The organism is Nocardia sp. NPDC047038, from assembly GCF_040644075.1.
Classification (GTDB): Bacteria; Actinomycetota; Actinomycetes; order Mycobacteriales; family Mycobacteriaceae; genus Nocardia; species Nocardia sichangensis.
This window is the reverse complement of record NZ_JBEYVQ010000024.1, coordinates 1-19,092: the sequence shown is the minus strand read 5'-3', so window position 1 is coordinate 19,092 and position 19,092 is coordinate 1. Positions and strand designations below refer to the sequence as shown.

Annotated in this window: 15 protein-coding genes and 2 pseudogenes; 7 read left to right on the top strand and 10 right to left on the bottom strand. The window is 64.1% G+C overall.

Annotation, left to right across the window (positions count from 1 at the left end):
- Positions 1–293: 293 nt before the first annotated feature.
- The 8 genes from ABZ824_RS36570 to ABZ824_RS36535 all read right to left on the bottom strand — a co-directional run bounded on the left by ABZ824_RS36570 (position 294) and on the right by ABZ824_RS36535 (position 7,629).
- A complete protein-coding gene (locus ABZ824_RS36570) occupies positions 294–566 on the bottom strand; it encodes a hypothetical protein (protein ID WP_356969095.1) in 273 nt (90 codons plus the stop codon).
- A 33-nt stretch (positions 567–599) separates the two neighbouring features.
- A complete protein-coding gene (locus ABZ824_RS36565; RefSeq protein ID WP_356969093.1) occupies positions 600–1,223 on the bottom strand; it encodes a group II intron maturase-specific domain-containing protein in 624 nt (207 codons plus the stop codon).
- The gene (locus ABZ824_RS36560) at positions 1,220–1,690 is read right to left on the bottom strand and encodes a reverse transcriptase N-terminal domain-containing protein (RefSeq protein ID WP_356969091.1); all 471 of its coding nucleotides are present in this window, start codon (positions 1,688–1,690) and stop codon (positions 1,220–1,222) included. The genes ABZ824_RS36565 and ABZ824_RS36560 overlap by 4 nt, the downstream gene beginning before the upstream one ends.
- Positions 1,691–2,085: 395 nt before the next feature.
- Positions 2,086–2,598, bottom strand: a complete 513-nt coding sequence (locus ABZ824_RS36555; RefSeq protein ID WP_356969232.1) for a transposase — start codon at positions 2,596–2,598, stop codon at positions 2,086–2,088.
- 46 nt (positions 2,599–2,644) lie between these two features.
- Positions 2,645–3,055 (bottom strand): transposase family protein, encoded by a 411-nt coding sequence (locus ABZ824_RS36550; RefSeq protein ID WP_356969089.1) that lies wholly within the window; start codon positions 3,053–3,055, stop codon positions 2,645–2,647.
- A 676-nt stretch (positions 3,056–3,731) separates the two neighbouring features.
- Positions 3,732–4,541: a hypothetical protein gene (locus ABZ824_RS36545; RefSeq protein WP_356969087.1), complete on the bottom strand. Its 810-nt coding sequence runs from the start codon at positions 4,539–4,541 to the stop codon at positions 3,732–3,734.
- 339 nt (positions 4,542–4,880) lie between these two features.
- Complete coding sequence (locus ABZ824_RS36540) at positions 4,881–5,957, bottom strand: alpha/beta hydrolase (RefSeq protein WP_356969085.1); 1,077 nt, start codon at positions 5,955–5,957, stop codon at positions 4,881–4,883.
- 979 nt (positions 5,958–6,936) lie between these two features.
- Positions 6,937–7,629, bottom strand: a complete 693-nt coding sequence (locus ABZ824_RS36535; RefSeq protein ID WP_356969083.1) for a hypothetical protein — start codon at positions 7,627–7,629, stop codon at positions 6,937–6,939.
- 1,100 nt (positions 7,630–8,729) lie between these two features.
- On the opposite strand from ABZ824_RS36535, the pseudogene ABZ824_RS36530 reads away from it, so the two are divergent.
- Positions 8,730–8,834: pseudogene (locus tag ABZ824_RS36530) on the top strand (IS5/IS1182 family transposase); the annotation flags it as partial.
- Positions 8,835–9,675: 841 nt separating this feature from the next.
- Positions 9,676–12,975 carry a protein kinase gene (locus tag ABZ824_RS36525; RefSeq protein WP_356969081.1) on the top strand — a complete coding sequence of 1,100 codons (3,300 nt, stop codon included), beginning with the start codon at positions 9,676–9,678 and terminating at the stop codon, positions 12,973–12,975.
- Between the two features lie 81 nt (positions 12,976–13,056).
- On the opposite strand, the gene ABZ824_RS36520 is transcribed toward ABZ824_RS36525, so the two are convergent.
- Positions 13,057–13,419, bottom strand: coding sequence for a transposase family protein (locus ABZ824_RS36520; protein WP_356969080.1), 363 nt, complete (start codon positions 13,417–13,419; stop codon positions 13,057–13,059).
- Positions 13,420–14,190: 771 nt separating this feature from the next.
- Between ABZ824_RS36520 and ABZ824_RS36515 the strand changes: the two are divergent.
- The 4 genes and pseudogenes from ABZ824_RS36515 to ABZ824_RS36500 form a co-directional block, all read left to right on the top strand.
- Positions 14,191–14,298 (top strand): annotated as a pseudogene (locus tag ABZ824_RS36515) (site-specific integrase); the annotation flags it as partial.
- Positions 14,299–14,493, top strand: a complete 195-nt coding sequence (locus tag ABZ824_RS36510; protein WP_356969242.1) for a hypothetical protein — start codon at positions 14,299–14,301, stop codon at positions 14,491–14,493.
- Positions 14,490–14,678, top strand: coding sequence for a hypothetical protein (locus ABZ824_RS36505; RefSeq protein ID WP_356969078.1), 189 nt, complete (start codon positions 14,490–14,492; stop codon positions 14,676–14,678). Before ABZ824_RS36510 ends, ABZ824_RS36505 begins: the two co-directional genes overlap by 4 nt.
- Before the next feature lie 137 nt (positions 14,679–14,815).
- Positions 14,816–15,283, top strand: coding sequence for a hypothetical protein (locus tag ABZ824_RS36500; RefSeq protein ID WP_356969077.1), 468 nt, complete (start codon positions 14,816–14,818; stop codon positions 15,281–15,283).
- A gap of 202 nt (positions 15,284–15,485) precedes the next feature.
- Here the strand turns inward: ABZ824_RS36500 and ABZ824_RS36495 are convergent.
- A protein-coding gene (locus ABZ824_RS36495; RefSeq protein WP_356969230.1) for an IS5 family transposase occupies positions 15,486–16,279 on the bottom strand; the annotation gives its coding sequence in 2 pieces (ribosomal slippage) (positions 15,486–15,919 and positions 15,919–16,279; 795 coding nt in all).
- 1,234 nt (positions 16,280–17,513) lie between these two features.
- Between ABZ824_RS36495 and ABZ824_RS36490 the strand changes: the two genes are divergently transcribed.
- Positions 17,514–18,830, top strand: coding sequence for a site-specific integrase (locus ABZ824_RS36490; protein ID WP_356969075.1), 1,317 nt, complete (start codon positions 17,514–17,516; stop codon positions 18,828–18,830).
- Positions 18,831–19,092 lie beyond the last annotated feature (262 nt).

The window sequence follows — 19,092 nt, the reverse complement described above, 5'->3', positions numbered from 1 at the left end:
TCAGTTCGAAGTTGTGCATCGAGCTGCCCCGCCGGTACCCGGTGGGCAGTTTCGTTGGAGTTGACGGCGAAGTCGCGTTTGGGACGGGCGTGCTGGTTGTACCAGCGGATGTAGGAGCCGATCGCGTCGTCCTGTTCGCCGTGGCTGCGGTGATCGGTGCCGTTCAAGGCGAAGTAGCGTAGGGCCGCGAATTCGGACTCGGCGGGTAGCGAGGGCGTGTTACCACGCCCTCGCCCCCTGAGAACCGGCGGTGCCCGCTTTCCAGGCAACCGGCTCAAGCAAGCCCCGAAGGCTCACAGGTCGTCAGAAGTGCGGTGCCCGCCAACGCTTTTGGTGTGATTGCGGTGGCAGTGGGCGTGGACGAGACGCGTTGCGGTGTAGCCGTCCGGCTGGTGAGCGCTCGCGATGGTGATCGCCGGTCGGCGGATCGCGGTGCGGGCAGCCGTGAGCCACTGCTGCCACTGGTGCGGCGTTTGTGGTTCACGATCGGTGTGCAGCAGCAACCCCCGGCAGAGTGGGCATCGGCCGTTCTGCGCGCGCAAGCGGCGCAGGGTGTCCTTGCCCACCGGGGGTGTGCGGCGGCGACGCCGCTCGGTCCATTAGTCGCTCAGCGCGGGATTGTCCGGAGACGCCGTGCCTGCGACCATCCGGTGCCGGACGATTGGTGTCCAAGCGAACTTGCGCAGGTAGAAACCGCTGTCGCGGCTCCCGAACACCCACGTGTCCGCTCGGGCGGGGTTGAAGGCACCGAAGTAGCGGGCCTTGACCCAATACATCGGTTTGTTCGAGTGACGGAATCTGGCCCACTTGTAAACCAGCCGCCAGACGTGGGCGTCCAAAGCAGCGAACGCCCGTTTTGAAACCCCGATCCGGTAGTAGGCCGCCCATCCGGTGATGATCGGATTGAGAGGGGCGGTCACTGCGTCGGCGTTGGAGCCGCGCAGCCGCTTCATCTCGATGGACAGCTGCAGCCGGATGCGCCGCAGCGCGGCGTTGCTCGGCTTGGTCAGCAGCTTCCCGTTCGGGTAGCGGCGAATGTTGAACCCCAGAAAATCCACGCCCTGATCCAGGATCGTGACGCGGGTCTTGTCTTCGTTGAAAACGAGCCCTCTGGGAGCCAGCCAGTTCGCCAGCCGCGTTTTGACCTGTTCGGCCTGCTCGCGTGAATAGCACAGTGCAAGAAGGTCATCGGCGTAGCGGATAACCGCCGGGCAGCCCTTCACCGTTTTCCCGGCAAGGGTGCCGTTGGTGTAGTACCGGACGCCGGCTCGGGTTCCAGCGCGTTGACCATCAGCGCTTGCAATGCCCGATCAGCGATCACGGGTATTCCTAATCCGCGGCGGCGTCCACTGCCCTTCGGTATGAACACCCGCTTGACCGGCCGAGGCGACCAAGCGGCAGTGCCGTGCTGCAACCAGCCGACCATGTCGGTCTTCTGCTCCGCGTCCGTCACCACCTCGCCATCGATCCCGGCGGTCTTGCGGCCCGCGTTGATCTCCGTCACCCGCCGCACCGACATCAGTGCGTTGACGCGGCAACGAAGCATCAGCTTCTGTGCATTCCGGACCTTCTTCAGATCCCCTGCCTGTGATGCCGCGAAGATCCGCTGCCGCAACCGCCGTACCTGATCCTCGACCGTGCGCCATCGCACAGCATCCCAATCCAAGACCGGGTCTCCGGGTCCGTTCACCAGCATTGTGGTGTCCAACTTGCCCCTCGAGTTCCGACGATTCGGTCATCGAGTCGTTCGCAGGCTCACCCGGCTCGCGTCAGCACCCTTTCAGGTCGAGGCAACCGCCTCTATCCGGCCAGTTATGCAGATGCCACCAGCGGAGGAACTGGTAGTGCGGCACCTGGTTTCCTGCGGCCTTTCGGCCCACCAGCATTCGCTTCTCGAGCCATCCTGCCCCGCTGCGGAAGTTCAGCCTTCCTCACCGTCGGCCTACCAAACTCGAAAGCGGTTGGACCGCATCGGGATCGTCACGTTCCACATGAGACAGACACGACCGGATTGGGTGCCCTCTGTACCCGGGGACGGTGGTGCGCACCCGCCCGGCCAAATTCGCCCGGACGGCACCTGTCGTCTCACAACGACCGGCCCCTATTCTCCCGCTGGAACTTCCCACCGGCGGAAGTGCTGATGACGAGGCGTCGACGAGGGTTCACGCGATTCACCCGCCCGGTCTTCCCCAGCCTGTAACCCCTGGATGGAACAACGGTCCTTGGGCCGCGCCCTCGGGCTTCGCACCCCATGGTCACCCAGACGCACGCCGAGGCGGGGACGATCCACGCGCACGGGATCGGGAACTGCGTTACCGGCATCAGCCGATCCCTCCTTCTACGAGTTCCACTGTTACTCATGCGACTTCGTGCGATTCCTGGCGCCTCACGGCGCACCAGCGCCTCATGGCGCACGTAAAGCAGGTGGAAGCGGTCAGCGACCTGGATGGCGTCCGGCGCTCCCCGCCGAGCACCCTCGGCGAACCCGCTCGCCCGGTCGCGGCAGATCACGGCGGCACCGGGGTGAGCACGCAACCATTCGGCGAAGGTGTCGTTCAATCGGTCCGGCAGCAGGTCCACCGGCCGGTGAGTGCGCATGTCGACCACGATGGCGCCATAGTTCGCGCCTCTGCGGAAGGCGAAGTCATCGACGCCGAGCGCGGTCACCGGGCCGGGTTCGGGCATCGGCAGTGCCCGGATCAACCGCAGCAGAGCCATCCTGGATACCGTCACCGACAAGTGGCGGGTCAACCGCTGGCCCGGGGCGGCCACCCACCGCCAACGCGATCCGCTCGAGCATGCTGCGTAGCAATGGGGTCCGTCGGGCATGCGCCGTGGTCAGGCCGGGTACCTGCTCGGCGAATGTGGCGCGGGCGCAATCCGGGTTGTCGCAGTAGAACCGGCGCACCCGCAGGCAGATCAATGTCTCTGTCCCGCCGACCGCGGCATCGGACAGACGCCGCTGATAGCGACTGTGCACCCGAACCGACCAGCACGTGCAGCCCGGACACGACGCGCCCTGCGCAGTGATGTCGGCATGGATCCATAAAGCCATTCCGCGGCGGGTGACCTGCTCGATGTTCAGGTCGGCGAGATGCGGAAGCAGGACCTTCAGATCAAGATCAGCACCCCCTGGTCATGATCGATTACCTCCCGCCAGGCTCCAAAACATCAGCACGCCACCAACTTTGTGCCTGAGCCAAGTCCCAATGTCCGTTGACAGACACATGCTCGGTTCGGTCGATGTGGGCTTCCGGTGTCGATGTTCGAAGTCAGTTGCAGTGATTTCCGAAGTCGTGTGCACGGGGGACAGGTTGGCGACTTTCGACCGGACATCCTCTTGTGTCCCGCGCTGGGCGTCACACGTCCCCGCCACCAACCACAGCATCGGATCCACGTACCCCGGCGAGGTCCGGGCCACGTCAGCTGCGGGTCGGGCATGCTCGTCGAGGGGCGGCGATTCGTGCCGGGCGCGCGCTGTCGTAGGCGGGCCGGACGCGCCGCCTATTCGTTCTGATGGTCGGGTCTGGCCAATTCCCGAGCGAACTCTCGCCGGGCTTTCGCGATGAGCTCATCACTGGCTGTCGGGTATGCCGAGGCTATCGCGATCAACGCGCCCTCCACATGAGGCCCTAGACCCGTGTGAGATCCTGGAGCCAGCCCGTCCAACGCGCGGGCCAAGCTCGTATCAAAGTTACGACGAACCTGATCGACGGACAAGTCTCTACCCCTCAAAGCAGCCCTTCTTTCCGCCACTTCGGCTCTGCGGTGTCCACCAGCATCTTGTGCAGCACTTGTGCGGGTTCGCTAGCTCGGGCTCCATTCAGCTCCACGTCGGCGAACGCCTCGGCCAAGGCCTCGGTTGGATGGAAATCCCCCTCTTTCCAGAAACTGTATCCACTCAGCTGTCCACGCCAATTTTTGTAAGACTCGGTGAGTTCGCCTCCGGGATTGTCGTGGCCGAACGTCCGGTGATAATGATCAAACAAATGAGTATCAGCTCTCTCAACGGCGGCAGACCGTCCTTCAAAAGTTAGCGCGTGACCGAATTCGTGAACTATTGTGCCGTACGCCGGACGCTCGGCTCTCGGGGAGAAATGCCCCCTCTGAATCGCCTTCGCCACGTCTTTCGCCAATAGCTCCGGGTCTGTGACGTACTTTTCTGAGAAAGCAATTCTGGTACCGATGCGATCGGTATTCGGTAATCTGTCCTCGAATGCCCGAGCGATATCTCCCTCGACGTCACCGATCTCCATCGAGAAAACTCTGGCATGCGGGTACTTCGCAAGCATGTCGTCCACGGCCCTGACGATGTCGCGGACCGTGCCCGTATCGACGCCCGGTCTACCGAAGCCGTACACCTGGATACCGTGGCGTTCGGTGAGCCCGTTCGCGATCTGCTCGTTGAGCCGTTCGAGTTGTCCGGGGCGCCGACGAACAGGTAGTTGTCCGGCGTTGGTGGTCTGTGAAGATTCTGCTCCCGATGAACCGAGACGAGGATGTGAACCCTGCTCGCCGGGAGATGCGGCAGCGATACTCATCGCATTCGACTCATCGGCTGCACGTAGTGCAGAATTCGCGGACCGTACGTACTCTGCAGCACCGCGTGGGGGAGCTTCCCGCGCTTTCGCAGCTCTCTTCGCGAGGGGGATCAACTCGTCACGGAGATCCGCATACGCTTTCGCGATCGCTTTCTCAATCACAACATGACCGACCATCCGATTCGCCGCCACTTGAGCAGAGCTGAAGAATGAAACCGGTCGGTCTGTATTTCAAACCTTGGGTATGCACAACCTGGTGGCGGCTACCCGTGGCTGCGCGCCTTCGATATGTGAGATTGGGATACACGGGTGCGGGGACCAGATTCGCGAAAAGTGGCGCTAAGCGGTTTGGCTATCAATCCGAGCGGCACCGCGAGCGCTACCGCAGATTTGCCGGAGTCGCCAGTACGGGTCCTTACCAGTCCCGCCCCAGTCGTAGGCTCGCCGATCAATTCCCATTAGGTGACGAGGGTGAGATGAGCGGCCGCGACCCTGGCCGGGATCGCCTGCTCGGGTCATGAGGCGGGCGATGGCGTCGGCCACTCGGTCGGGCTGCTCGAGAATCACCGAGTGCCCGGCGCCCTCGACTATCACGAGGTCGGAGTACTCGACGGCCGCGGCCATCGCGACCGAATGCGACGGTGGCGTCATCAGGTCGCCGCAGCCGCACAGCACCAGCGTGGGGATTTGCGAGAGGACCGTGAGCGCGTCGGTTCGGTCGTAGACCATGAATTCGCTCAGGAAACTCGCGATCGTGACGATCGGCGTCTCGTTGCGCATCGCGTTGGCCAGCGCCAGCACCCGCGGGCTGACCTTGCAATCGCCGAACTCGGCGGCACGGATGACGGGGGCGAAGAGTGTGCAGGCCACAGGTTTCGCGTGGTGCATCAGGCCCGGGGCGCGGCGGACTGCCTCCTGGAACGCGAAAACGACCGGGTTGCGCAGGAGTCGGCCGAGGCCCGCGTCGGCGAGCCCGCTCGCCGCGGTCGCCAGGAGCGCGACGCCCACGATACGAGTGCCGATCTCGTGCGGGTGCTGTGCGGCGTAGGTCAGCACGGTCATGCCGCCCATCGAGTGGCCGACGAGGACGACCGGTCCGGTGGGGGCGACCGCGTCGAGAACGTCCTGCAGGTCGCGGCCGAGCTGGGCGAGGTTGTAGGTCTTGCGGGACGCCGCGGCGGAGTCGCCGTGTCCGCGGTGGTCGTAGCAGACCACCTGGGCGTCCGGGTATCGGCGCAGCAGCGCGTCGCGGACGTAGGTCCAGGACTCGCTGCGCAGGCAATGGCCGTGCAGGAGGACGACGGTGAGGTCGGCATCGCGCGGACCGTACTCGCGAACGGCGAGAGCGACGCCGTCTCCGGTCGAGACCGTGACACGCCGTTCCGCCACGGTGGGGATGGTGGTGCTGATGCACATGAGTGGCTCCGGTTCGCTGGCGGGGAGGGTGTTCTGGTCGCTGCGCGACAACCATCCTCATCGAATCGGTACCGGGCCGACACGGGGTATTTACCTATCTACGGTCATGCGACTACCTATTCACAGCTGGCGATCGGCGTTCAGATGAGTCGCACTCGTGGGCATCTGGGGCACATGCCAGCGCCACGGCGGTGACCAAGGTGAATTGCGTCAAGTTAGAGTCGATTTGTTGACGCCCTGGAACAGGACCCAACTGTAGGAAGGTTCGGGAGTGTAAGCACAGCTCACGCCATGGGCTTGCACCGCCGATGGAGGCAGTCAAGAGCAGTGGGATCGCGGCGCCGAGCGCCACGAGCGGGCCTGCCCGACCGGAGCCGAGCAGAGCCAGACCAGCACTGAAGCATCCCCACAGACTCGTCGCCGCGACAAGTACCGCAGCCGCCGAGGCCAGGGTTGCACCGAACTGCCACACTCTCGCCTCCCACTGATGGCGTTCTTCGCTGACTCCAGAATGAACGGCGCTGTGTCGAACCAGCTCTGCGCTGACACACCTGGGTTCGAAACGGTGGAATCGTCGGCGACGGTTGTCAAGGTCAAAGCGTCGAAGGGCCTCTACGACGTCGCCGGGGACTGTAAATACAACGGCTCCTCTCTGTGTCAAGTCGTCGTGAGCTTGCCGAAAGTAACCGCAGATCAGCGAAGTGCTGCCGCTGCCGAACGGAAGAACGGGTGGGCTCTGGCCGAGCACCGGTGAGGCGTGCTTACTCCCGTTTCGCCACAGGGACACTCCATGTGCCGCCGGGCCCCCTCCAGGGCTTGCCGCCCAACTCAATGTTCTACTATTCAGGACAACCGGCTGTGCCCGAGGGCGCAAACAGATCCCTCGGGCACGTTCCCCGCGTTCATACGAGTGCTACAAAAATTTCCAAAATGCAACCTCCAGGTCAGACTAGATCGAACAGGCGTTTTGCAGGTCAAGTCATTTCCACCCGTATGGGGAGTTGATGCTGGTGAAGTACTGGATGGCGGCGCCCAATGCCACCGGAGCGGTGACCAGAATCTGACCGGCGAGGGTGCCGAGCGCGCCGACGGCGATGATGCCGCCCAGGCAGCCGATGGCCGCGGCCGGGATGAACGGACCGAACAGGCCGACGATCGTGGCGGCCGCGACCGTCGCGCCCGCGATCCCGCCCAGGATGCAGCCGGCGGCGCCGCCGCCGATGCCGCCGATCAGGGTGCCGAGGGTGGCGCCGATGGTGATGGTGCTGGTCATGCGCGACCAGGCGGCCTGCTCACGGTCGTAGTCGTTCTTCCACGGCGCCTTGTCCTCGAACGGCAGGGCCACCGGCTTGTAGGCCGCGTGCGCCAGGTCGAACTGCGGGGTCAGGGTGGCGGTGTGGTCGGAGATCTCGGCAGCGATCGGGAACTCGAAAGCGCCGACCCGGAAGGTCAGCGGAATACCCGTGAGCACGGAGCCGTTGGCGGCCTTGATCTTGAACACCCCGTCCTCGACGACCATCGATCCGGCATCGGTCGTGATGATGGACTGGGTATCGGTGGCGTGGGCCGTGAAATCGACCGCGTCATCCGCTGCGGGCTGGGCGCCGGCCGAGCCGGAAGCGGTCCCGACCGCGACGGCGAGACCAGCGGCCACCGTGACGATTTTCCTCATCTTGTTTCTTTCCTCTTGATGCGCTCATCGAAAACACGATGTTTGCGCGAGTTCACATGCGGTTCTGATCTGGGATCGGTCCGTGGCCGAATTCCGGCGTGTGCAAAATATTCGAAGCTATCGCCACCTCGTCGCCGTAAGTCATCCGCGATCGCGCCCGTATGACCGCCGCCGGGCAACTTCTCACATCGTAAGGCGCCACCACGTTTCGGCCATAAATTCCACGGGCGGCCACGAGCCTGTGGCACAACCCGACTGTGGTACAATGCAACGTCAGAAGTGACCACTCGCAGCGTAGTCCAATTCTTCCGGGTTACCATACGCCTGAACTAATATCTGTCACGCGTTCGCGTCACCGTCGATCCGCATGCGGTCGACGAGCCTCGAATCGTTGCCAGTAAAATTGACGCAGAGATCGCCACAATTCACCCCTCGCAATGAGCCATTTTCGCTCCAACTCCGCAGCCCTCAATGATGGCGATTCCCGGTCGACTTCGTTTTCTGCATGTGCAGCGCGGTCGATAAGTTCGGTCCAGTGCTCGAAATCTTGACGTATCTCGTATTCGCTATTCGGACCCATCTCGAATCTCCTTACCAGGTATTCTCCCGATATCATCGGCAGTCACATACCAGCGGCGCGAGGGGCGTAGGGCGGTTCGCGGCGTGAACCACCGAGGGCGTCGCGCCAGGCGACTTGCCGGCGTTGCCGGTCGTCCCCGTGTCATGGCCTGCTCTGTCACCCATAGCATCCTGCGTGCAATGCGCTACTCGTAAGGGTCGAATTACCGAGTCCATACCTGTTTTGAGGTGCAGGTTCAATCAGGAAGTCGCAGCGTTGGCAATGCAGCGAACACTCTGGCGGCAGTAGTTGTCGGTCGCAACCGCGAAGCCGAACCGCTGCCTCGATAGGCGCTGTAGACGGAGACGGCATGGAACCCTGCTGCTTGGTGGGCAAGATGCCGAAGGCGTCCGTCCTGGCCGGTGTGGCGTTGTTTATCGGCCATCATGATGCGCCGAACGTGGTCGCAAAGACGTCGTTTGAGACAGCAGCCCGTCGCCTCCTTGTGCCCTTTGCCTGCGGCGATCTTGTCGTCGTTGCAGATCGCGCGATCGGGCGCTCACACTGTGGGCTGACGACCAAAGTTCATTTGGTCGCCGATGGTCATGGCCGTGGCCTGGCGGTACTGCTCACGCCCGGCCAGGCCGGGGCGATGCACCGATGTTCGCGCCGTTGCTGGAGGCGGTCGCAATACCCGCCTCGACTTCCGCCGCGGCGCAACCCGCAGGTGGTTGATCGACGACAAGCCGTACTCTTCGGCCGCCAACCGCGCCTTGCTGCGGCGCAAACGCATCCGCACTGTCATTCCCGAGCGATCCGCTCAACTCGCCGACCCCAAACGCAGAGGCCGCCGTGATGGGTGGGCACCTGATTTCGATCGGGAGACCTCCGTCCCGCCTCCATAGCGGCGAAGGATGCCGTCGCTGCTGCGTTCGGCGTCCGATGGGCCGCTCTACTACCGCTCGGTGAGCGCCTGCGACGAGAACTGCGGAATGTGGAATCGGACTCGCGTTTCTCGCAGCTCAGCTCCCAGCTAGGGCAACGACTCGCGCCGTTGCCGTGCGAGGTGGTCGGGCCACAATCTGGGAAGACGAGGCCGAAGCCGAGATCGCGCCACGGATCGGGCTGCCACAGTTGCCAGTTGTGAGCTGGCCGGAATCCTCCGCCGACCACGAGCACAGGACCGATGGTTCGGGCTCTGCTGGATGACCCACATGCTGGTGGACGGGGCTGCCGGACGCCCGTTCGCCTGGGTCTACGAGGAGATCACGAACGCCGACCGCAGTTGGGTCGACGCATGTCATCCCGGCCGTACGTTCCTCCGGCGCGTCGAGTCATTACGAGGGGCTCGGCTACGAGGACTTCACAGGCTTTGATCAATGGCTGTGAGCAACCTGAGTGACCCTGGATCCACAGATCTTGACTATTACTCGAAAGGTAGTTGCATTTTGGTTACTGTGCACTGACAAGTGTACCGCGAGTAGTTGATGGCCGAGAGCGATTCCTGCAAGACACAGCGCGATGTCGGCATTCATGCCGTCATGGAGTTGAGTGCGGTCGGGTTTGAGGACGCCGAGGAGGTCGGGCGGGGTGGGCTCGGTGTTGTATATCGGTGTACCCAGATCGGGTTAGACCGCACCGTGGCGGTAAAGGTGCTGACCGGTGGGCTGGAGGAGAATCGGGAGCGGTTCTTTCGTGAGCAGCGAGCGATGATGCGGTTGACGGGGCACCCGAATATCGTTGGCGTCCTCAAGGTGGGCGAAACCGAGAGCGGTCGGCTGTATCTGGCGATGCCGTACCACCGGCGGGGTTCCCTCGACGCCCGGATCCGCGGGGGCGGTCCGCTGTCGGTGGAGGAAGTACTGCGTGTGGGGGTGAGGTTGGCTGGGGCACTGGAAGTGGCGCATCGGGCTGGAGTTCTGCACCGGGATATCAAACCAGCGAATATTCTGCTCACCGACTACGACGAGCTGGCTTTGACCGACTTCGGCATTGCCCGCATCGCCGATGCGTTCGAGACCGAGACCGGCGTGGTCACCGGTTCACCGGCGTTCACCGCGCCTGAAATGCTCGGTGGCGATGGGGCTAGCCGTGCCGCGGACGTGTACGGACTTGGTGCGACGTTGTTTTGTGCGCTCACCGGGCATGCGGCGTTCGAGCGCCACAGTGAAGAGCAGGTGACAGCGCAGTTCTTGCGGATCACCACGCAGCCGGTTCCGGACCTGCGCGAGAGCGGCTTTCCCGAGGACTTGAGTGCGGTGATCGAGGCGGCGATGTCTCGCGACCTGCATGAGCGTCCCACGGCGGCGGTGTTGGGCGAGCAATTGCAGCGGGTGCAGCTCGCTCATGGGTTCGGGGTTGAGCAGATGGCTCTGCGAGCAGAACGTCCTGGGAAACAGAAGGCAGATCGTATGACCGTCGAGGCAGAACGCCGCCGCGGTCGTAGTCGGCTCTCCGGTTCGCTGAGTAGAAGGGCGGTGGGAAACTTGCCGCTCGATCTGACCAGCTTCGTCGGGCGGCGTACCCAGGTGTCGGAGGTGAAAAATGTGCTGGCGCGGTCGCGTCTAATGACATTGACCGGACTCGGTGGGGTAGGTAAGACCCGACTTGCATTGCAGGTCGCAGGTAAATTGCAGCAGGGTTCCCCTGACGGGGCATGGCTGATCGAATTGGGTAAGTTGCGTGATCCGACCCTGCTGGCCGATGCCGTTTGCACTACTCTTGGTCTGCGTAACCAGGCTGGCAGGCCGATGCTCGACGTACTGACGGAGTTCTTGTCCGCACGCGAAGTGTTGCTGGTGTTGGACAACTGCGAACAGGTGGTGGACGCGGCAGCGCAGTTGGTCGAAGCGCTGTTGCGGGCGTGCCCGGAGTTGCGAGTTCTGGCGACCAGTCGGGAGTCGTTGGGTATTGGAGGGGAGTCGGTATATCCAGTGTCGCCGCTGGACGTTCCGGACCTCGAAAGCAAGCTGTCGCTGCGGAGTTTGGCCCGTTACGACGCGGTGACGTTGTTCGTCGAGCGGGCCGCTGCCGCGGTGCCGGGTTTCGAGTTGACCGAGGACAACTGGCTCGATGTTGCCAAGATCTGTGCTCGCCTGGAGGGGTTGCCGTTAGCGATCGAGTTGGCGGCGGCGCGGTTGCGGGCGATGTCGGTGCGGCAGATTCTGGCACGGCTCGACGATCGGTACGCCTTATTGACCCGTGGTAGTCGGGGTGCACCGACACGCCAGCAGACGTTGCGGTGGTGCATCGGCTGGAGTTATGACCTGTGCACCCCGGTCGAACAGCGGTTGTGGGAACGGTTAGCGGTGTTCGCGAGCACGTTCGAACTCGACGCCGCCGAGAAGATTTGCGGTAATGGCACGGCCGAGACGGAGTTGCTCGATGCGTTGTCCGCCCTGGTGGAGAAGTCGATCGTGATCCGAGAGGATGCCGACGGAGCTGCCCGCTTCCGGATGCTCGAGACCGTGCAGGAATACGGCAGAGATCGGCTCGAGGCGGCTGGCGAGTATCCGGAACTTTGTCGTCGGCATCGGGACTGGTACGAGTGGTTAGCGCTTGAGGCGGATGCGCAGTGGATCGGCCCACGCCAGCTCGAGTGGATCGCCCGGCTCGAGCAGGAACTGCCCAATCTCCGGAAGGCGCTAGAATTCAGCCGGTCCCATGCCGACGAAAGCGGGTTGCGGATCGCCGCCGCCCTGTACTCGTTCTGGATCTTGCGCGGGCGGCTCGCCGAGGGCCGCCGCTGGTGCGATCGTGTGCTGAGCGATTCGTCCGGTGGGCTGAGTGCGGACAGAGCCAAGGTGCTCTATGCGGCCAGCCTCCTGGCCGCGATCCAAGGTGACCTTGCAGACGCAACCGGCCGAGTTGCAGAGCTTCGAACCCTGGTAGAGCAGACGCCAGACGCTATGAGCATCGCCCTGCTGGCCAACGCCGACGGGTACATCGCTCTTGTGAGGGGTGATCTGGCTCATGCGAGCAACCGTATCGCTGAGGCCGTCGAAATATTCGACACCTGGGGCGAGCTCTCGGTGCACAGACTCACGATGCACATGCGAGCGCTGATCACCCTCGGATGGGCTCACGAGATACAAGGGGATACAGCGCGGGGCCTCGCCTGCCTCGAGAAGGCCCTCGCCGTCTCCGAGTCTCGCGGGGACGCTGTATTTCGGTCGTATGCGTTGTGGGCGACAGGGTTTGGCATGTGGCGGCGGGGTGATTATGACCGCGCTGCGTACGCGTTGGAAGAGGCCGTTCGGCTGTCCCGAATGGTGGCCGATCCGCTCGTCGCAGCGGGCTGTTCTGAGATGCTTGCCTGGGTCGCAGCGAAGGAGCGCGATGTGCGGCGCGCGGCCGTGTTGTTGGGTACCGCTGAGGGGCTGGGCCGTATGGCTGGCGGCTCAAGCATCCTGTTTCGCAGTTTGCTCGTCTACCACGAGGAATGCGAGCGGGGCGTTCGTGAGGCGCTCGGTGTGGGAGTATATAGGGCGTCCCGTCAAGCGGGCATCGCGATGAGTTTTGATGCTGCGGTCCGTTTCGTACTGGGCGAGCAACCTCAAGCCGGCGCACCAGCTGATCGCTTGTCATCGAGCCTCACGAAGCGGGAGCGCGAAGTGGCAAACCTTGTCGTTGAAGGACTGACCAACAAGGCGATCGCCGCCCGGTTGGTGATTTCTCTCCGCACGGCGAACGGACATGTGGAACACATCCTCGCCAAATTGGGATTTACCTCGCGAACACAGATCGCGGCATGGGCGGTAGAGCAGACACACGACAAGCCCCAATGACCGATGGTTGGGACCGCCCTGGCTTTGGTTGACTCGCGGGGTTGATGGGTTCAGGCCGCGAGTGTGGTCTGGTTGATTGTCTCAAACGGCCCGGCCGCCCAGCGCCAGCGCGACCGGGCGCAGGACCTGCTCCAGCAACAGTGTCCGACGCGCGTAACGGGCGGCGAGCTTCGGGACCTGCTCGGCGAAAGTTCTTCTCCCGCAGTACGGGTTATCGCAGAACAACCGGCGAATCCGCAGGGCGATCACGACTTCCCTCCCGGAGATCGCGGTGTCGGACAATCGACGTCGGTACCGGCTGTGGACCCGGCGCGACGGTGTCGCGCAGCCTGGACACTCCACCTGTTTGTTCGGGGTAGCCGCGTCGATCCGGACCGTCGAACCGACAGCACGAATGGCGCCGATCACCAGGCCGTCCAGGTGCGGAAACAAGATCGTCAACACGCCAAGATCAGAGCACCGACCTCTCCGTCAACAATCAAGCAGCTCAACGCATCCCGGGCTGGGTCAATCACGAAATGCGGGCCAGAACCACTATTGGGCCGGCACCGACACGGCCAGCCAATAGCCCGGGCGGTTCCGCTTGGGCGAATGGCGCTGTGGCACCGCCGAATCCGATCACTGGCAAGCCCGCTCTCGGCGACGGATACGCGCCCGCCACCGTGGTGCACTCGGAGACGGTGCTGCGCACTCGGAGACGGTGCTGCGGGGTTTCTACGACTTCCACCGGGACGCCGGCACCGGCCCGATCCTCAATCCGTTCCCTCTCGATCCCGCCCGCCGATCGCGGCGAGTTCACGCTCATCGCAATCCGATGGATGAGTGGGCTCACGAGCGTGTGGGCCGCTACCGGCCGAAGGTGCCCCATCGCGTGCCCCGCGCGATTCCCGATCGGCGGTTCAACGAGTTGTTCGCGGCGCTCAGGTCGAATCGCGACCGGGCCCTGGTGGCGTTCTGGATCTCAACGGGGGTGTGCGGGCCTCGGAGTTGCTGGGCATGCGGCAGTGCGATGTCGATCCGGGTCAGCAATTGATCACGTAGGTGCGCAGAGGCACTCGCGCTATCCAGCATGTTCCCGCGTCGGCGGATGCGTTCGTCTGGCTGCGGCTGTATCAGGAGGAACTGCACGGCCAAATCCCGGCGGGCCGTGTCCAACCGGTGTGGTGGACGCTTCGGCGACCACGGCGACCGCTGAATTACCATGCGGCGCACCGTATGTTCGAGCGCGCCAACGCCACCCTCGGATCGGACTGGAGTTTGCACGACCTTCGGCACAGTGCGGCCTCGAGGATGGCCCGCGATCCTCACCTGACGCTGTGCGACGTGCAGCTGATCTTGGGGCATGCACACTTGTCCACCACCGAGATCTACCTGGTCCCTGACAAAGACGAGGTGATCGCTGGAGTCCTGGCCCATCACAAGCGGACCGCCGAACAGGGCGAGAACCCGGTGCCTCCACCGCCGGCCCCGGGCTACGACTCACAGGTTCTGAGCGTGCTGTTCGGGAGGACGTTGTGACGTCCCTGGTCAGGCACACCACCCGCAGGCGCCTGCCCGCCGTCACCGCAGTCGCTGCTGAGCAGCGACTGCGAAATGGTCAGCTGCGCAACGCCTTCCCGCCGCGTTCCGTCGGCGACTGGTGGCCGCACACCGCGGCAACGGCCGAGCAGGTGCAACAGCGGTTGGAATCCCCTCCATTCTAGGCCCAGCACAAAGGAACTCGGGCCGGGCGTCGTCGCGGGGTGACCAAGCTGCTGCGCTGGCTGTCCTCGTTTCCTGGTGAGACCTGGCAGGACCGCTGGCTGGCCAGCGGGCCGAGGGATGTCCAGGAGCGGAGTGGGTGAAGCTTCCGACGGCATGGATGGCGGAGACCTACGGAAGCGCTCGGCCTGGCGACACGGTTGACCTGCAATCCGGCCTACTGATGTTGATCTGCGGCGACGTGTTGCGTCCCGGCCTGCCTTGGATGCTCACCCGCACACACCGATATCTGGCGACTGTGATGGCAGAGGTCAGAGATCAACGCGGGTTCGCGCGACTCGCAGCGTTGGCGGCCGCCGAACCGGCCAGTTCGGCGGCGGACGCGAAGATCTCGGCGACCCGCATCGCGACGATCTTGGCCTGCAAGGGCGGCACAGTCGCCGACGTCGTGGTCGGGGACTGTGTGGAGCTTGTGGAGACGATGCGCCAGATCCAGACCCGCGGGGGCCAGAAGAAGGTCGACTTCCATCTCCGGCTCCGTGCCCTGGGCGTATTCCCTGAGGCCGCGCCGCACAGCATCCGCGCGTTCGGACTTGCTGACGATTGAGCAGCTCGTGGACCGTTATCGCATCGAATGTCGACCCATCCGGGATATGCTCGTCGACTACCTTCGCGAGCGGCAGCCGTCGTTGGACTTCACCAGTCTCAACTCGGCCTCGCGGACCCTGGCCGGGCTGTTCTGGGGCCGCGTCGAGTTCCTCGCCCCAGGGATCGACACTTTGCGGCTCCCTCAGAGGGCGTCTGAGAACTCAGGTGGTTGGCCCGCTGTCGCGGGCCAACCGGCGGGTGAGTGTGTGGTGGATGGCGGCGATGTAGACGACTGCTTCGTGATGATCGGGGCGTGTCTCGTAGTCGCGGACACAACGACGGTGTTTGACCAGCCAGCCGAAGGACCGCTCTATCACCCATCGGCGGGGCAAGACCTCGAATCCGGTGGCGGCATCGCTGCGTTTGACAATCTGAATCGTCAGGACCAGAACGGTTTTCGCCCAAACGACCAGTCGCCCGGTGTAGCCGCCGTCGGCGAATACCAGCGAGACTGTGGCGAAGCGGGTACGCACGGCGGCCAGCAGCCGGTGCGCGGCGTCGCGGTCCTGGATTGAGGCTGGGGTCACCACGACCGCTAGCAGTAGCCCGAGGGTGTCGGTGGCAATGTGACGTTTGCGACCCTTGATCTTCTTGCCGCGTCGTAACCGGCCGTAGCCGCGGCGACGGTGTCGGCGCCGCGCACGGTCTGCGAGTCGATGACCGCCGCGGTCGGCTGAGACTTGCGTCCCGCCCGCACCCGGGCACGGTCGCGCAGACAGTCGTGAATACGTTGCCATGCACCGGCTTTGGTCCACCGCTGGTAGATGTCGTAGACGGTTTTCGCGGGCGGGAAGTCGTGCGGCAGCTGTGCCCAGGCGATCCCGCCGCGCACCAGGTAGAAAATCGCGTCCATTACCAGTCGGCGGGACCATTTCTCCGGGCGGCCGCCCTTGCCGGTGGTGTTGCCCGGCGGCGGTAGCAGCGGCTCGAGCAGCGTCCATTCGGGGTCGGTCAGCGACGAGGACGGGTAGAACGGGCACTTCGGCGACTCGCCGTGGGCCGGGCACGACGAACACGAGCAAGTAAGCGACACTGGCACAGGGACTCTCGGGCATGAACGTTGGTGTGGAAACCTCAGTCGTACCGGGAGTTCCTCTACGTTCCGGTGTCACACGCCGACCGGTCGTCGAGTTCTCAGGCATGCTGGTCGTTGACAGGCCGAGACGATCCTGCCTCCCAAGGGTCGCCGCTGACGCCTGTGGACGACGGGTCGATGACCGTCACTGTTGTCCTCGGCCGGCCGAGGACGCGGGCCCGGCGAGCGGGTCAGCTGCTACGCAGTTTGTCGATAACGCGCAGCACTTCGGCCCGGTTCTTGGCCGACTTGAGCCAGGCGGGGAGCTTGGCCGTCATGGTCATCCGACACAATCCGTCGTTCGGCAACGCTCGCTCGCTAGATCCGCTGCAACATAGGCTCTCAAGTACTCGAGGTGGCGGCGGTTGTAGGCCCACAGCTGATGGCCTCGGCAGTCGGCTTGGAACCACAGCGGACGTTGGAAGAATGGGTCTCGAACCGTTCCAAGATGTCCGGGTCCGGAACGGAACCGCCGACCGAAGGTGTGCCCGGAGTTCGGTACGAGGGCTTGCTTCTGACGGCCGATGCACCGGCCCGCTTCGGCGATCTCGGGCTCGTCGCAGACAAAGCCGCATCCGTTGCAAACCATTCGCCGAGTAGCCCACAAGGGATCGTCGATGGGTTCCTGTCCTGGCTTGGTGATCACCTTCGCGCAGCCGTCGCAGCGTGGGCACCGGACGAGAACGTCGTCGGTATCCAGCACAAACGACCAACTCGTGACCTTGCGATCACGAAAACGCCTCGACCCCCCGTGACTATCACCACCCACCTCGAGCCTCCTAGCCCATACAACGGTAGGTGATCCGAGGGCGTACCACGAAGTTCAGCCGCCATACGTGGGAACCCGCGTCGAAACGACTCGTCACAAGCGTCGGGGCTGCGCAGCAGGCGACGGGTTCCGCCCAGATCGAGGGGCACCCGAGTTCTCAGATGCCCTCTCAGGAAGTGGTACGTGCTTGGAAGGAAGAGATTGCCACTGTCGAACGAACCCGGATCAGCGCGACTGGTGAGCGGGCAAAGGTAGCGGCGCCGCGCCTGAGTCTCAAGGACGAGCTGCTCCGAATCCGTGCGTTCTACCTCGACATCGCTCACTGGGCCGTCGAGGACCCTGCCGTTGGGGCCGTGGGTCGCGCCCTGCCCGATCACCGACGCCGAAGTGCAGAAGGCCGAAGACCTCAAGCGCCGCAGAGCCCGCATGGACCAACGCACCCGCGAACGGCTGCTCGTACTGCCGGCGCTCGTGCGAACCGCCTGTGATCGCCGCCAGGCCGCCGCCCGCCTGTTGGCCGCGGCGGAACTCACCGAGCCAGGCGCCGTCATCGACGGCACCGACGGCGCCCTGCGCAAAGCCGTTGTCCCCAAAGCAATCGGCCGACTCGCATGGGCAGAGGACGTCGCGACCGACAAACGTCGCAACCTTTCGTATGAGGAAGAAGAAGCCTTCTGGGCGTTCGCCACCATCGAGGTGCTGCGTCTGACCGGCATCCGCTGCGAAGAACTGCTCGAGCTGTCCCACCACAGCATCACCGAATACCGGCTGCCCGGCACCGGCGAACTGGTGCCACTGCTTCAGATCGCTCCTTCCAAGACCGACACCGAGCGGATGTTGCTGGTCAGCCCCGAGCTGGCCGACGTTCTCAGCGCCATCGTCCAGAGACTGCGCGGTCCGGACGGATCTATCCCGCTGGTCGTGTCCTATGACATCAGGGAAAAGATCTGGAACCCGCCGATGCCGGTGTTGTTCCAGCGCGGCATCGACAACGAGCGGCGTGCGTTCACACATTGCGCGATCCGCAGGCTGCTGATCAACGCGCTTGCTGCGTCCGCGCTCACCGATGCCAACGGCGATCCGCCGATGTTCCAGGCCCACGATTTCCGGCGGATATTCGTCACCGACGCCATCATGAACGGCCTGCCGCCGCACATCGCGCAGGTCATCTGCGGTCACAAGTCCATCGACACCACGATGGGCTACAAGGCCGTATACCCTGCCGAGACGATCGAGGCTCATCGAGCGTTCATGGCTCGCCGCCGTGCCACGCGGCCAAGCGAGGAATACCGGACGCCGACCGACGCGGAATGGGACTCGTTCCTCGCGCACTTCGAGAAGAGGAAGGTGTCGGTCGGAACCTGTGCCCGAGCATTCGGCTCGCCCTGTGTTCATGAACATGCCTGTGTCAGATGCTCGCTCCTCAGGCCGGACCCCGCCCAGCGAGCCCGGCTCGAAGAGATCCATGACAACCTCGAAGCCCGCATCATCGAAGCCAAACGCGAAGGTTGGCTTGGCGAAGTTGAGGGTCTCCAGGTCAGCTACGCCGGCGTCAGGGACAAGCTCGCCCAGATAGACGCCACGCGCAGGCGCACGGCTACAGGAACCGAACTCGGCATCCCTGCATTCGGGTCTATCTCCGGACGAGCGTCTGCCCCGTGAGATCCCGACCATCGCCAAGTGGAACCTCCTCGGCCTGGTTCCGCACACCTCGCCCGGCCTCGAAGAGACTGTGCCCGTTTCGAACCGCGCGCCATGCGGCACGAGCGGTCCGTGGCCGACGGGGTGGCCTCCCCGCAAGCAGGTGCAGATGCCCCAGCGTTTGTGGCCGGTCACTAGGGCACCATCCTTTGCGCGGATCTTGTTACGGGGTTCGTGGAAGGGACTCGGCGGGAGCCGGGGTGACGGCCTGGGTCGGTCGCTC

Coding starts and splice junctions, on each gene's coding strand:
- ABZ824_RS36540 (WP_356969085.1), bottom strand. CDS start 5,957: ATGTGCATCAGCACCACCATCCCCACCGTGGCGGAACGGCGTGTCACG.
- ABZ824_RS36525 (WP_356969081.1), top strand. CDS start 9,676: ATGGCCGAGAGCGATTCCTGCAAGACACAGCGCGATGTCGGCATTCAT.
- ABZ824_RS36550 (WP_356969089.1), bottom strand. CDS start 3,055: ATGGCTTTATGGATCCATGCCGACATCACTGCGCAGGGCGCGTCGTGT.
- ABZ824_RS36545 (WP_356969087.1), bottom strand. CDS start 4,541: ATGAGTATCGCTGCCGCATCTCCCGGCGAGCAGGGTTCACATCCTCGT.
- ABZ824_RS36535 (WP_356969083.1), bottom strand. CDS start 7,629: ATGAGGAAAATCGTCACGGTGGCCGCTGGTCTCGCCGTCGCGGTCGGG.
- ABZ824_RS36555 (WP_356969232.1), bottom strand. CDS start 2,598: ATGCGCACTCACCGGCCGGTGGACCTGCTGCCGGACCGATTGAACGAC.